This window comes from Methylocystis sp. B8 (genome assembly GCF_005771425.1).
Taxonomy (GTDB): Bacteria; Pseudomonadota; Alphaproteobacteria; order Rhizobiales; family Beijerinckiaceae; genus Methylocystis.
Genome location: NZ_VBTZ01000003.1, coordinates 314,250 through 327,705, shown reverse-complemented (window position 1 = coordinate 327,705; position 13,456 = coordinate 314,250). Strand labels below are relative to the sequence as shown.

Genomic DNA, 13,456 nt, shown 5'->3' with positions numbered 1-13,456 from the left:
CGTTGCAGAGCCCGCCGCGGGTGAATATGGCGTGGCGTTTTTTCGGAGAGTTAATCCGTTGAAAATGCCGCTGGCGCGCCCCGCCGTGTGGATTATCGCCACTTCAATTTGATTGGCAAGAACGTGCGCCAATAAGCATAAAGCAGCAACGAGCTTTTCGACCTATGCTGACGCGCCCTATTTTCATGGCGGATACTATGCGCGACGGGGACGCCGCCGTCCCTTTGGTCAATTTCTTGGCGTGGGCGTAGTTTCGTTTCGTCCTGTCTCTGAACCCCCGAGCGTGGTTGTAAATGCGCAGTGTGTTGGCGGTCGGCGACAGTGCTGAGAAATGCTCTGATGATCAGGTAAGAAATGCAGCTCTCAACAAATGAAGACAACCTAGACTAGCACGTGAGGCGCAATCATCGCCAATCAACTCCCTGCGCCGCTTCGGTTGGAGACGAATATGAGGTATCCAGACGACGCAGACCGCTACGCGACGATCCTCAAGGACCCGCGATCCTTTGTGGTTTCTCCAAACCTCGCGGACTATGAAGCCGCTCGCTCAGCTTTCAGCTGGGAACAGGCGCGCGCGGCGCTAAGCGGGTTACCGGGAGGCGACGGACTAAACATCGCTTACGAAGCGGTTGATCGTCATGCGCGAGGGCCACGCGCGAACCGGGTCGCCTTGCGCTGGATCGGCAAGGCGGGAGAGCGTCGCGACTACACTTACGGCGAGCTGGCCATATCGACCAATCGTTTCGCAAACGCCCTACAGTCCGTGGGCGTCAAAGCTGGCGACAGCGTCTTCATTCTACTTGGTCGCGTCCCAGAGCTTTACGTCGGCATGCTCGGCGCGCTGAAACTAAAATGCGTTGTTTCGCCGCTGTTCTCCGCTTTTGGGCCAGAACCAATCGCGACCCGCATGGAAATCGGCGACGCGCGTGTATTGGTCACCACCGAAGCGCTCTATAGACGCAAGGTCGAAGCGTTACGCGAGCGGCTGCCCAAGCTTGAATGCGTCATCCTCATCGACGCGGAAGAAGATAGTGAGCGAACGCGCTCCTGGCGCAAGCTGATGCAAGCGGCGCAGGAAATCTTCAATATCGCCCCGACCGACCCGCGGGAGACGGCGCTCTTGCATTTCACCAGTGGCACCACTGGCCGTCCCAAGGGCGTTATTCATGTGCACGAGGCCGTGGTTACCCATTATGCTACCGGGCGCTATGCGCTTGATCTGCATGACGGTGATCGCTTCTGGTGCACGGCGGACCCGGGTTGGGTCACCGGCACGAGCTATGGCGTCATCGCGCCGCTCACGCACGGCGTCACCAATATCGTCGTCGAGGCGGAATTTGACGCGCCGAGTTGGTATGGCGTGCTGGCGCAGGAACGAGTCACTGTGTGGTACACGGCGCCCACCGCCATCCGCATGATGATGAAGCTCGGCGCCGACGCCGTTAAGGATTACGATCTTTCCGCCCTGCGGTTCGCCGCCAGCGTCGGCGAACCACTGAACGCGGAAGCGGTCGTATGGGGCGTGGAAGCCTTTGGCCTGCCCTTCCATGACAATTGGTGGCAGACTGAAACGGGCGGCATCATGATCGCGAATTTCGCCTCCATGGACATCAAGCCAGGTTCGATGGGCCGGCCATTGCCAGGCGTCGAAGCCGAGATCCTCAGACGCAAAGCCAATGGCGGCATCGAAACGCTCGGCGCCGGCGAAGAGGGCGAACTCGCTCTAAAAAGTGGCTGGCCATCCATGATGCGCGGCTATCTTCATGAAGAGGCGCGCTACCGGAAATGTTTTGTCGGCGAATGGTATCTCACCGGCGACCTCGCGCGGTACGACAGCGACGGCTACTTTTGGTTCGTTGGCCGGGCCGACGACGTGATCAAGTCGTCGGGGCATCTTATCGGCCCGTTCGAAGTCGAAAGCGCACTGATGGAGCATCCCGCAGTGGCGGAAGCCGCCGTCATCGGCAAGCCGGATCCGATCGCCGGGGAGATCGTCAAAGCTTTCGTGGCGCTAAAGCTCGGCTTTGAGGCGGACGAACTCATGCGCAAGGACTTGCTCGGCCATGCGCGCAAAAGACTAGGCGCCGCCGTGGCGCCCAAGGAAATCGAGTTTCGCGGCAATCTTCCGAAAACGCGCAGCGGCAAGATCATGCGCCGCTTGCTCAAGGCGCGCGAACTCGGACTGCCGGAGGGCGATCTTTCCACGCTGGAGAGCGATGAGCGATGACCAAGAAAGTTTATCTCGACCACGCCCATTTGCTTCATCTCCTGAAGGCGATGATCCGCATCCGCCATTTCGAGGCCAAATGTGTCGAGCTCTATCAGGCGCAAAAGATTCTCGGCTTTCTCCACCTCTATGACGGCGAGGAGGCGGTCTCGGTCGGCGTGATGGAAGCGCTGACGCCAGAGGACGCCATCATCGCCACTTATCGCGAGCACGGGCAGGCGCTCGCGCGCGGCGTCGATCCAAAATGCCTCATGGCGGAGATGATGGGAAAGCTCAATGGATGCTGCCGCGGACGCGGCGGCTCCATGCATTTTTTCGATCGTAAACGTCGCTTCTATGGCGGCAACGCCATCGTCGGCGGAGGCCTGCCGCTGGCGCTCGGCGTTGCGCTCGCCGACAAAATGCAGCGACGATCCGCCGTGACGGCCTGCTTCTTTGGCGAAGGAGCAGTGGACGAAGGCGAGTTCCACGAGACGCTCAACTTGGCCAAACTCTGGCGGCTTCCGATTTTGTTCGTCTGCGAGAATAATCTTTACTCCATGGGCATGGCGGTCGAGCGCGCGGAGGCCGACATCGACTTCGTGCACAAAGCATCGGGCTACCGAGTCGCTGGCGAGAAGGTGGACGGCATGGACGTGGTCGCCGTCGAAAGCGCCGCGAGAAACGCCATTGACAGAATTCGCAGCGAAAACGACCCCTATTTTCTCGAGTGCCGAACCTATCGCTTTCGGGCGCATTCGATGTTCGACGCACAGCTCTATCGTTCGAAAGAAGAAGTGGAGGCCTGGCGCAAGAAAGGACCAATCCTCCGCTTTCAGACGTGGCTCGAAGCCAATCGCCTGATCAAGCCAGAGGAAATCGCGGCGATGGAGAAAGAGATCGACTTCGAGATCGCCGAGGCGGTAGCTTACGCCGAAGCGGGCGGTCTTGAACCGATTTCGGAACTTGAGCGCTTCGTTACGATGGACGAGGTTCCAGCGTGAACGCGCCCGAACCGACCTTTACCCCCAACCGCATGACCTATCGCGAAGCCTGCAAGCAGGCGCTTCGCGAGGCGCTGCTCTCCGATCCACGCGTCTTTTTGATGGGGGAGGACATCGGCCGCTACGGCGGCTGCTATGCGGTGACGAAGGGGCTGTTGGAAGAGTTCGGCGAAGAGCGCATTCGCGACACGCCGCTGTCCGAAAGCGCTTTCGTCGGCGCCGGCGTCGGCGCCGCCATGGCGGGGATGCGGCCGATCGTCGAAATCATGACGGTGAACTTCAGCTTGTTGGCGCTCGATCAGATTCTCAACAACGCGGTCACCATTCCGCATATGTCGGGCGGCCAGTTCGCAATCCCCCTCGTCATTCGCATGGCCACCGGCGGCGGGCGACGTGTCGCCGCGCAGCATTCGCGCAGCCTCGAGGGCTGGTATGCGCATATCCCTGGACTGCGCGTCCTGACGCCGGCCACGGTCGAGGATGCGCGCTTCATGTTGAAGAGCGCGCTCGCCGACCCCAATCCCGTGATCATTTTCGAACATGTCATGCTCTACAATATGGAGGGCGATTTTCCATCGGACATGAAGGAGGTCGATATTGCGCGTGCGAAAGTGCATCGCGCCGGACGAGACGTAAGTCTCATCACTTATGGCGGCAGCCTGTTCAAGGCATTGCAGGCGGCCGACGCGCTTTCGTCCGAAGGAATTGACGCTGAAGTCATCGACCTGCGAACGCTGAGGCCGCTCGATACGAAGACGATCATCGACTCCGTCGCAAGAACCAGACGCTGCGTCATCATTGATGAAGGCTGGCGCAGCGGTTCGATTTCCGCCGAAGTGGGCATGCGCATCGCCGAGGAAGCTTTCTTTGAACTCGACGCGCCGTTGCGGCGCGTCTGTTCGCGCGAGGCGCCGATACCCTATGCAGCGCATCTCGAAGACGCATGCCTGCCACAAGCGGCTACGATCGTCGCCGTGGCCCGCGAACTTGTCCGCCCGTCATGAGTGATTTCAAGATGCCCGCGCTCGGCGCCGACATGGAAGCGGGCACGCTTGTCGAGTGGCTCGTGAAGCCGGGCGATCGCGTCAAGTCCGGCGACGTTATCGCGGTGGTCGAGACGCAAAAGGGCGCGATAGAAGTTGAGGTCTTTGCTGAAGGCGTCGTCTCCGACATTCTCATTCCAGTTGGCGAGCGCGTCCCGGTGGGGACCGTTCTTGCGCAGATCGACGGCGCGGGGGTCGCCCCGCCCCCCGTTGAACCTGCCATCGTCGCGCCAAAGCCGGCGCTGCAGGCGTTGGCGGAGGCGCCGCCAAGACCCACAGTTGCGCCGCAAGTTTCGCGGCGAAAGATTACTCCCGCAGCCCGGCGTCGTGCGGCGGCGTTAAACCTCGATCTCGAGACGATCTTGAAGGGGACAGGCGTCGAAGGATCGATCCGGCTCGCTGATGTCGAAGCCGGCGCAAGCGTCGCAAGGCCCGCGCCGCCCTTAACCAGGAGAGGCCTCGACCTTTCTCAGATGCGCCAGGCGATCGCAGCCGCGATGAGCCGCTCGAAGCGAGAAATCCCGCACTACTATCTTGCGGAAACGGTGGACCTTCACCTCTCCTTGACTTGGCTCGAGGCCTTCAACGCCGACAGACCGCCCATCGAACGCATTCTGCCGGCCGTACTATTTCTCAAAGCGGCGGCGCTCGCCTTGCGTGAGCAGTCTAAACTCAACGGCGCATACGAGAACGGCGTTTTCCTTCCCGCCGCCGGCATCCACGTCGGCTGGGCGATTGCGCTGCGTGGCGGCGGCCTGATCGCCCCCGCCATCCGCGATACGGACAAAAAGACGCTCGCTGAATTGATGGCCGCCATGCGTGACCTCGTCGAACGCGCGCGTCGCGGAAATCTTCGCAGCTCCGAACTCACTTCGCCCACGATCACCGTCACAAGCGTCGGCGATCGTGGCGCCGAGTCGGTGACCGGCGTGATCTATCCGCCTCAGGTCGCCATCGTCGGTTTCGGGCGCGTGGCGACGCGACCCTGGGCGGTCAAGGGACGCGTCGAGAGCCGCCCTCTCGTCACCGTCACCCTCGCGGCGGATCACAGGGTCACCGACGGCCATCTCGGCGGCTTGTATCTCGCCGCAGTCGCGCGTCTCTTGCAGGAGCCGGAAAAACTATGACGGACGCCGAAATTCGAGCGCTCATATTGGAGCTGATCTGCGACATCGCGCCAGAGGTCGATCCGGCGTCAGCGCGCGATCAGGACGACCTGCGCGAAATCTTCGATCTCGATTCAATGGATTTCGCCAATCTCATCGTGGCGATCCACGACCGCACAAAGATCGCCATTCCCGAGGCTGACTATAACAAGCTCTTCACCTTGGGCGGAGCGACCGCCTATGTGGGCGAGGCGCTCGCGCGTTCGGCGGCGCGAGCCCGATAGAAATTTTCTCGTCTTCGCAGGGAGAGGGAGGATGTATCGCTTCGTGAGTTTGTCGTCGCTGGCGCGTCTTTTGCGCGTGCGGAGCCTTGTTCAGGTACGGCGGGAGTCGGCCCTTAAGCGCACAAAGAGCGAGTGGCCAAGCGTATTATTGATGTCGCCGACGAGCCAGTAGTGGCCTGAGTGGCGACCGCTCGATAAACACCGGCGACAGACCCCTCAGCCTCTTGCGTGACGCGGCGCGCCTTAGCCTCGCACTAACAGACGCTTCGCCCTATACGGCGGCCAATCCGGCATAATCTGGGCCTCCCTAGCGCCGCATTCCCGACAGCCAAAGAGTAGGCGTGCTGTGCCCTCGCATGGCCAGCGAGCGACCCGCGGATCGGCATGCTCAAGGAAGAGAAGGGGAGGGCTCAATACACTCCGTTGGCGGTGCGCATTCTCGAAGGTCCCTATTCGCAAACACGCCGAGGGCGGGAGCCGATCACTTCGCCGTATTCATCGAAGACGGGACGCGGCTCGACCCAGCAACGTGGTGGCGGAGCTTCGACATAGACTGGCGGCGCCGGGCGGGACAGAGCGCTGCCAACGATCGCGCCAACCGCCAGACCGCCGATCCCAGCGGCGACCGCCGCGCCGGTAGAGTCTGCATGGGCCGGGGCCATAGGCGTGAGAGAGGTGACGCCGAGCGCGAACCCGGCGAGAGTTGCGGTGAGAATGTTCTTCATCGAGGTCTCCGAGAGCTTCGCGCCTTCTTGGGGCGAATCCGATGGCGAGGTGATTTTCGGTCTCCAAAATGAATCGTAAATGAACGTTTAGAAAATCGTAGTAACCGATCGCGAAAGCCTCGACCGGAGAATCGCATGTATGTGCCCTATCAAACCCTCGCCGTCATGCTGTTGGTCGGCCTCGTTGCCGGATGGATTGCCGCGAAGGTCGTGACAAAACATGGAATGGGAATCGCTGGCGACGTGATTGTCGGAGTCATTGGCGCTTTTATCGGAGATTGGCTGCTGCCCCGGCTAGGTATCCACTTAGGAGCCGGTCTCGCACTGGCCATCTTCAACGCCACAGTCGGCGCGATCGTTTTGCTAGTGCTAGTTCGTGTGATCCGGGCCGTGTGAAGTGATCGTCGCATCCATAGTAAACGCGCAGCCTGTATGCGTCCAAGGCGATCTTGCCGCCTATAGCCGCGAAATGGCTTGGCACGAGGATCACCGCCGCGTTTCGAACGCCGAGCAATATCTGATGGTCGCTAACGCGGCGCTTGCGCGTCCGGTGTCGCGCCAATGGAGGCGCGGGTCGCGAAAGAGTAGTGAGGGCCATCGACGTGCGACCCAACTGGCGGGAACATCGGGCGCTGAGCGGCACAACAAAATCGCACCGCACATCTGAAGACTCCCGACTTAGTTCACCAGCCGTAATAGACCGGGTAGCCGTAATAGACCGGATACCCATAATAAACGTAATGCGGACGTGAAGCGGCTGCGATTCCCGCAGCCATAAGCCCGAGCGCAGCGCCTGCGAAAATCGCTCCACTCGGATCGTAGCCGTAACGCCGGTAATGGCGGTAATAGCGCCGATAATGCGCCTTCTCGACCGATGCGCTTAGCCCGATGCTCGTTGGACTCGCTGCGCTCATGGGGCCTGCCCACGCTTCGACCGGTAGGGCTGCAAAGGCAGTAGAGGCGCACAACGCAACGGCAAGAGCTGATTTCAGAGGCTTACGCATTTTGACCTCTCTTTTCGATTTGGCGGGCGCTGGACGTGAAAAGTGCCGACATGCATAGTTCGGCATGGGCCCACATTGCCACAACAGGGTGACATAGGGCCGGAATACGTCTGGTCGAGATTTAGCCGCGAGGACGCTTTGTCGCATCTCGTTCATGCCCCCCGCGACGTTCGGCGGAATTGAATCGAGTATCGAGCGTGGGGAAGGAGCAGCGGCAGCTGCATCCGCAGCCCATCGATTTTGGCATTCCCGGCAAACGAAGCGCCACGTCTTCGGAAGATCGATAACAGGAAAACCAACGGCGCGCCCATCGCTTTGAACGGCGCGACTCAATAATGGCGGCAGGTGTTGTTTAAGCACCATACGCGTGCCAACTTGAACGCGTTCAGCAGCGAGATCGGCGATTGTTAGAGGGCCGAACGCACAGCTATACAACTTACCCAGTGTTTTGACGACAGGAGCGTTGGCGCGACAGGCATAAGGCGGCGATCATGCGAATACTCGTTCTCAACGCCCATCCAGATGAAGGCAGTTTTTCCGACGCTGCCCTGGCGGCATATGCCGAAGGTGCTTGGAGCGGAGGACACGAATTGCGGATCGTCGCTCTCCGCGAGCTGCAATTCGACTTGGTGTTGCGCGGCGGCTTTTACAGCACGAAGCCGCTCGAACCTGATATCGCGCAACAGCAAGAGCTCATTCGCTGGTGCGAGCATCTCGTCGTGGTGTCCACGAACTGGTGGTGGGTTGCTCCCGCCCTGCTCAAAGGCTATATCGATCGCGTTTTCCTACCTGAATTTGCCATGCGCTACCACGCCCGCTTCCCTTACGTGGAACCGCTCCTTGGCGGGCGATCCGCGCGCGCGATCTATACCCAGAACTCGCCCTGGATCGTCGGTTGGCTATTTCGCGGAGATTTGTTCTGGCGCTGGATATCTCGCGCCGTGCTCCGGCATTGCGGGCTCAATCCGGTGAAACGCCTTGCGCTGTACAGAGCAAAAGAGGCGTCTCCCGAGCAAATGTCTCAGTTTTTGGAGACCGCAAGAAAATTGGGACGGCAGGCGGCCTGAGAAGAAGCAAGCTCCGCGCGAGCGGTCGATTCTATATGCGGCTTAACATTGTCGCGCGTGTTGGCTCCCGGCACAAAGGCGTCTGTTGCGAAACAGCGAGATCGCCAATGGCGTGCCATCGCACAAAGCGCGCGACGACAGCGACGCGCAAAAGCAATCGCGCGCGGAGAGGCGGAGCCGCTTCTCATGCCATTCTCAAAACGCCCGACCGAAGATGTGCGCGCCGCGATTGATGCGGCCATCGCAGAAGGTCGCGTGACGAAGGTTGCGCGAGGCATGTCAAGAACCGACTATGGCGCGTAGCTGCTATAGCGCCCCGACCGTGGATGTAGCGGCGGGGTGGTCAAGCCAGCGACTTGAGTCGTTCACCACTGCACGTATGGCTTGCACCCTGTCAGGGTTGGACGGTAGGAACCGATACTTCGTATCCATTGCTTGAGAAAATTCGCGTCACACCGCCCGCATAGGCAGTTGTTGTCCATGGTCTCTTAATCAGGATGAATTGCGACTCTTGATGCTTGCGGCAGTCAACATTAAGCCCCGAAAATTCTATCTCGCCCGGTACTGGGGTGTGTCGGACAAATAGAGGATGAACCGTTCCGAGTCCGTCTATGCGGAACGCGACGAAGTGCGAAACGTCGCCGAAGGAAGACGTGGCAATTCCCCCGATCCCCCCAACGCCCCAAGTGTTACGGATGCGATAGTAGAAGTGATACTCGCCGGTCAGCTTCGATTTCACTACACGGTTCTGCAAGTTTCCAGCGCATTGCACATTGCCAAAAGGGTCGGCGATCGTAAATGGCACCAACACATCATATCGCACGATACCTGCCAGGTCCGGCTCCGCGGCAACGGTCGTAGATGGCAACGGAATGTAAACAACGCCCCCTGACGCCAGCAGCGCTGGAGTGTGCCATGGCCGCGTCCGTACCAAACAACGTCAGCGCAACGCCCAACGCGCTTGCAAGCCACGCTTTGCCTCGCACGAAGTTCGAAATTCTGTCCATATTCCAAACTCCTAAAATCTTCAAACAAGCGATTCGAAGCATCTTTCAGCGGGAAACATTCGTCAACAGCTCCGCCCGACGCTACAGCGGCGTCTACATTGGCGCGGAGCAGGAGGCCAAAAACAATCGTCGCGGCATTTGGGCAGGGTATACGCAAGCGCCTGGGATTGGCGAAAAGATCGTCGCGGCGGCTCAAAGGATTGCGCCGAGATGATTGCATGACGACAGCAGGGAGCGGTCGATATTAACGCCGCTCCCGCCGCTTACGGATCGCTTCCTTGACGCGCTCCCAATGCCCGAGCGGCCGATTGCCATCGATCACTCGCTCGTCGTTGTGCTGGCGAAGCCGCGCTTCGAGGTATGCGTCTTCGCCGAAGCGCTCGATTAGAGCATGCGCATCGGATTCGACAAGCGCGCGGGAGATCGAGCGGCGACGAAGCCAATTGAGCATCAAGGGCGCTCCTCGCCTATGCGTTTCCCTTCCGCCTCGGCCGTCAGCGCTCTCGCGATCGTCTGCACCAGGGCCTTGGCGTCTTCGCTGGAGAGCCGATTGACCAGCCCGCGCCGAGTTGGCTCGTCTTCGAAGTAGACATAGGCGAGCGTGATCCTGTGCGCGTCTTCCACGAAGTAGGATTCGCCGCTCTTGCGGATGCGGAGAGGGAAGACGTAGGGCGGCGCGTGCGTCATGCGCGGCAGGATAGCAGGCGCACGCGGTCCTCGTTCTATGTCGCCATTCCTTTAGATGCGTCCGCTTGTGACCCAAAGCGGTCATTTGACCAGCCCGCTGTCTCGGTAACAATGGCGCTCGACATTCACCCCTATCTTTTGCACGCTGCGACCCGTTGAAAATCCGCTGCGGTCGTTTCGGTTGCAGTTGCGGATTCACTCTGCTCTTTTAGCCGCTCGGATTTGGGCCGGAACCAGCAAGAAAAGGGCGAGGCTGCCGAGGACGGCAGAACCGAACCCATAATAGAACACGGCGGCGTGGGCGACCTTGTCCCAAAGCAGCCCCGCGACAAGGCTGGCGATAAGTTGCAGCAGGCCTACGGTCGTGCTGAACCAGCCGATGCCTCCGGCCCGCAGATGCTCGGGGACGAAGTCGGACGCGAACGCCTTGCCAACGGAGCGGAAGACACCCTCGTAAAGCCCGTAGAATACGAACAGTCCCGCGATCATCAGAATACCGGTCGCTAGAGCAAAACCGAGGTAAGCGACTCCAAAAATGATGAAAGAGGCAAGTAGGATATTCTTTCTGCCCAAGCGGTCGGAAAGAGCCCCCGCCGGATAGGAAATCAGCGCGGCGATCAGATTAAACCCCGCATAAATGAGAATGGTGGTCTCGAGGGACACCCCAAAATCCTGCGTGCGCAGGATGAGAAAAGAGTTGCTGGAATTGCCGAGATTGAACAAGGCGGTGACCAACAAATAGGTCCAGTAGCGCTTGGGAAATTGCCAGATGCTGGCGTCGATTTTCGATTTCGCGGCGACGGCGGCGGGCCGTTCCGTCACCAAGAGAACCATAAAGAAGGCGAGGAGGCCGGGAATCAGCGCCACATAGAAAATCGTGCGCATATCAACATGCAGGGAGTAGAGGAGAATGGCGGCCAAGATCGGCCCCAAGAATGCCCCTGCATTATCGCCGATGCCTTCGAGACCAAAGGCTCTGCCTCGGTTCTTGTCGTCAACTGAGGACGCAATTAGCGCGTCGCGCGGCGCGGAGCGAATGCCGGAGCCCAGCCGGTCGAGTGAGCGCGCGCCAAATACGGCTGGCCATACCGTAGCGACCCCCATAAGCGGCTTGCCAATCGCGGCCATGAAGTAGCCAAGAAGCGCAATCGGCTTTCTTTTTTGCAGCTTGTCTGACAGCGCGCCAGAGAAGCCTTGGACGACGTTTTGCGCGGCTTGGGCGAAGCCCTCGACGAGACCGACAATGCTGCCGGTCGCGTGCAGCGACTGTGTCAAAAAGACAGGCAGAATGGGGTAGAGCATCTCCGTCGAAATATCGGCGAACAAGCTGGCGAAGGCCAGAAGGAACGTGTTGCGAGAGAGGCCCGAAAAGATTTGCCGGGTGGTGGTGGAAGCCATGGCGAGCCCTCGCAAGTGTTGCACATGTCGTTATAGAGCGCTCCACCTTGGGGGGTGCCCTTTGAAAAGGATTGACAGGTTGATTCGGCGATTATGGAACTGCGAGAGCAGCGTTACACTTGACATACCAAGCCTCAAGATGTAGATTTCAAGCGTCAAGGGGTCGGCAATGGAAAAAATCAACAAATTTGAATCGGGAAACACCGTCGTAAAAGTTGAAGACAACATCGCCGTCGTTGTGATGTCTTCCGCGGTTGACCCAGAAAACGTTCTTGAGGTTCGGATGACGTCTGATGTTGCTCGTCATCTGGTTGCTCAATTGGAGCGCGCTTTGAATGCTCACATGCATTACGCGCCAACCCGGTAAGCTGGCGCCCACAATCAATCTATTAGGTGCTTGTCATGGCCGTCTCGGTTCTTAACGCCCCACATTTCCAGAATGAAGATGCCGCTTTCGCCTATGTCGAGGCGCGGCTTTGGCCGAATGGTCCCGTCTGCCCCCACTGTGGCAACGCGGACGGCGATCGGCTCCACCGGATGCAGGGCAAAACCACCCGCAAGGGTCTCATCAAGTGCTACGAATGCAGCAAGCCGTTCACTGTGCGCATGGGGACTATTTTCGAGTCTTCGCACCTAGCGCTGCATCTCTGGCTTCAAGTCATCCATCTGATGTGCGCCAGCAAAAAGGGCATTTCGACTCGACAAATCCAGCGGATGCTCCAATGCAGCATGAAAACCGCGTGGTTTCTCACTCACCGCATCCGGCACGCGATGGACCCCGGCTCGTCCACTCCAATCGGTGGCCTCGGAAAAATTGGCGAGGCCGATGAAACCGCGCTCACCAATTCGCAAAAGACCAAGCGCGGTCCGGAGCGCAAAAAACCGCACACCGTGGTTTTCAGCCTTGTCGATCGCTCAGGACCAACCCGCTCAATCATCCTCGATCATCGTGGCGTGCGCCCGCATCTGTGGAAGCACCTGGACCGCAACAGCCGCCTGATGACCGATATGGCTGCGCATTATCGGAATTTCATGCCCGTCGGTCAGCACGAAACCGTCGACCATTCGAAGCACGAATACGCGCGGCGAGGCCCATACCAACACCCTTGAAGGCTTCTTTCGATCTTCAGGCGCGGGCTCATCGGCGTCTATCAGCACGTCGATAAACGCCATTTGCCTCGCTATCTCGCCGAGCTCGATTTCAGGCAAAACCATCGCGAAAAACTACGCTTCGACGACGTTCGGCGAGCCAACGCTGCGCTTCTCGGCGTCAAGGGCAAGCGGCTCACCTATGAAACGACTCGTCAGTGCGAGGCCTAATGGCAAAAGCGGTGACCAGAAAGCCAAAGGCGAGGGCAAAACCTAAGCCGAAGTTGACAGACGCAGAACGCCACAAGCGATTCGTCGATGTGGCACGCGATATTGAAGCTTCTACTGATGCTAATGACTTTGACGAGGCTTTCGAGAAAGTGACGCCCCGTTCGGATGGCGTGATTGCGAATAACGGTTCACGTCGGCGTTAGAAGGGGCAAGGTCAGGAGGTGCCCGGATGACCGCTGAACTTGAAGCGGATGATAGCGATTTGCCCCAGGGCCTGAAAGTCCCGACAACCCCGCCTAGCCGTCAGTCCGGGTGGGGCGGGGTCCGCCTATACCCAACGCTTGCCGGTCGCTTTGGCGATTGCGAGGCACAGCTGATGGCGAGCAACGGTCGCGCTGATTGTCCTTGCGACGCGCTGAGCGGCTGGGCGCAAGCGCGTCATCCGCGCCACCAAATTCCCGAAGAAGTCCGTCGTAGCGCAGTACGGCAAGGCCCTGATCGGCCTTGAGAGCTTAGCCATGCATCCTAGTTGGACTGCATAATGCCGGGGCACTAACGACAGCAGAGCACTTGCTTGCACCGCACTCCGGTAAGAACAAAGCTGG

At 59.5% G+C, this 13,456-nt stretch carries 16 protein-coding genes and 3 pseudogenes; 12 read left to right on the top strand and 7 right to left on the bottom strand.

From position 1 onward, the window contains the following. Positions 1–448: 448 nt before the first annotated feature. From acsA to FEV16_RS08355, 5 genes are read left to right on the top strand one after another with little or no spacing between them, the layout of a single operon-like run. The gene (gene acsA, locus FEV16_RS08375) at positions 449–2,227 is read left to right on the top strand and encodes an acetate--CoA ligase (RefSeq protein ID WP_138167166.1); all 1,779 of its coding nucleotides are present in this window, start codon (positions 449–451) and stop codon (positions 2,225–2,227) included. Continuing rightward, positions 2,224–3,210 (top strand): pyruvate dehydrogenase (acetyl-transferring) E1 component subunit alpha, encoded by a 987-nt coding sequence (pdhA, locus tag FEV16_RS08370; protein WP_138167165.1) that lies wholly within the window; start codon positions 2,224–2,226, stop codon positions 3,208–3,210. Before acsA ends, pdhA begins: the two co-directional genes overlap by 4 nt. Beyond that, a complete protein-coding gene (locus FEV16_RS08365) occupies positions 3,207–4,214 on the top strand; it encodes an alpha-ketoacid dehydrogenase subunit beta (RefSeq protein ID WP_246657228.1) in 1,008 nt (335 codons plus the stop codon). The genes pdhA and FEV16_RS08365 overlap by 4 nt, the downstream gene beginning before the upstream one ends. Beyond that, positions 4,211–5,380, top strand: coding sequence for a dihydrolipoamide acetyltransferase family protein (locus tag FEV16_RS08360; protein WP_138167164.1), 1,170 nt, complete (start codon positions 4,211–4,213; stop codon positions 5,378–5,380). Before FEV16_RS08365 ends, FEV16_RS08360 begins: the two co-directional genes overlap by 4 nt. Continuing rightward, positions 5,377–5,643, top strand: a complete 267-nt coding sequence (locus tag FEV16_RS08355) for an acyl carrier protein (protein WP_138167163.1) — start codon at positions 5,377–5,379, stop codon at positions 5,641–5,643. Before FEV16_RS08360 ends, FEV16_RS08355 begins: the two co-directional genes overlap by 4 nt. Positions 5,644–5,742: 99 nt before the next feature. Here FEV16_RS08355 and FEV16_RS17230 read toward each other — a convergent pair. After that, a pseudogene (locus FEV16_RS17230) lies at positions 5,743–5,856 on the bottom strand (DNA primase); the annotation flags it as partial. Positions 5,857–6,092: 236 nt separating this feature from the next. Beyond that, positions 6,093–6,368 (bottom strand): hypothetical protein, encoded by a 276-nt coding sequence (locus FEV16_RS08350; RefSeq protein ID WP_138167162.1) that lies wholly within the window; start codon positions 6,366–6,368, stop codon positions 6,093–6,095. Between the two features lie 135 nt (positions 6,369–6,503). Between FEV16_RS08350 and FEV16_RS08345 the strand changes: the two genes are divergently transcribed. Together FEV16_RS08345 and FEV16_RS08340 are read left to right on the top strand one after the other, a co-directional pair. Then, on the top strand, positions 6,504–6,764 hold the full coding sequence (locus FEV16_RS08345) for a GlsB/YeaQ/YmgE family stress response membrane protein (protein ID WP_138167161.1): 261 nt from the start codon (positions 6,504–6,506) through the stop codon (positions 6,762–6,764). A gap of 40 nt (positions 6,765–6,804) precedes the next feature. Further along, a pseudogene (locus FEV16_RS08340) lies at positions 6,805–6,933 on the top strand (IS1595 family transposase); the annotation flags it as partial. Positions 6,934–7,051: 118 nt separating this feature from the next. Here FEV16_RS08340 and FEV16_RS08335 read toward each other — a convergent pair. Further along, a complete protein-coding gene (locus FEV16_RS08335; protein WP_138167160.1) occupies positions 7,052–7,282 on the bottom strand; it encodes a hypothetical protein in 231 nt (76 codons plus the stop codon). Positions 7,283–7,863: 581 nt separating this feature from the next. Here FEV16_RS08335 and FEV16_RS08330 point away from each other — a divergent pair. Next, on the top strand, positions 7,864–8,439 hold the full coding sequence (locus tag FEV16_RS08330; protein WP_138167159.1) for an NAD(P)H-dependent oxidoreductase: 576 nt from the start codon (positions 7,864–7,866) through the stop codon (positions 8,437–8,439). Between the two features lie 394 nt (positions 8,440–8,833). On the opposite strand, the gene FEV16_RS08325 is transcribed toward FEV16_RS08330, so the two are convergent. Further along, the gene (locus FEV16_RS08325) at positions 8,834–9,262 is read right to left on the bottom strand and encodes a hypothetical protein (protein ID WP_138167158.1); all 429 of its coding nucleotides are present in this window, start codon (positions 9,260–9,262) and stop codon (positions 8,834–8,836) included. A 92-nt stretch (positions 9,263–9,354) separates the two neighbouring features. On the opposite strand from FEV16_RS08325, the gene FEV16_RS17050 reads away from it, so the two are divergent. Then, positions 9,355–9,660, top strand: a complete 306-nt coding sequence (locus FEV16_RS17050; RefSeq protein ID WP_210234872.1) for a hypothetical protein — start codon at positions 9,355–9,357, stop codon at positions 9,658–9,660. 30 nt (positions 9,661–9,690) lie between these two features. Here FEV16_RS17050 and FEV16_RS08320 read toward each other — a convergent pair whose 3' ends face one another. The 3 genes from FEV16_RS08320 to FEV16_RS08310 form a co-directional block, all read right to left on the bottom strand. Then, positions 9,691–9,897, bottom strand: coding sequence for a hypothetical protein (locus FEV16_RS08320; RefSeq protein WP_138167157.1), 207 nt, complete (start codon positions 9,895–9,897; stop codon positions 9,691–9,693). Beyond that, positions 9,897–10,133 carry a hypothetical protein gene (locus FEV16_RS08315; RefSeq protein ID WP_138167156.1) on the bottom strand — a complete coding sequence of 79 codons (237 nt, stop codon included), beginning with the start codon at positions 10,131–10,133 and terminating at the stop codon, positions 9,897–9,899. The genes FEV16_RS08320 and FEV16_RS08315 overlap by 1 nt, the downstream gene beginning before the upstream one ends. Before the next feature lie 195 nt (positions 10,134–10,328). After that, a complete protein-coding gene (locus FEV16_RS08310; protein WP_138167155.1) occupies positions 10,329–11,531 on the bottom strand; it encodes an MFS transporter in 1,203 nt (400 codons plus the stop codon). 169 nt (positions 11,532–11,700) lie between these two features. Between FEV16_RS08310 and FEV16_RS08305 the strand changes: the two genes are divergently transcribed. The 3 genes and pseudogenes from FEV16_RS08305 (at position 11,701) to FEV16_RS08295 (ending at position 13,054) form a co-directional block, all read left to right on the top strand. Next, entirely contained in the window at positions 11,701–11,898 is a 198-nt protein-coding gene (locus tag FEV16_RS08305) for a hypothetical protein (protein ID WP_138167154.1), read from the top strand. 35 nt (positions 11,899–11,933) lie between these two features. Next, positions 11,934–12,851: pseudogene (locus FEV16_RS08300) on the top strand (IS1595 family transposase). After that, the gene (locus FEV16_RS08295) at positions 12,851–13,054 is read left to right on the top strand and encodes a hypothetical protein (RefSeq protein WP_138167153.1); all 204 of its coding nucleotides are present in this window, start codon (positions 12,851–12,853) and stop codon (positions 13,052–13,054) included. The pseudogene FEV16_RS08300 and the gene FEV16_RS08295 overlap by 1 nt, the downstream one beginning before the upstream one ends. Positions 13,055–13,456 lie beyond the last annotated feature (402 nt).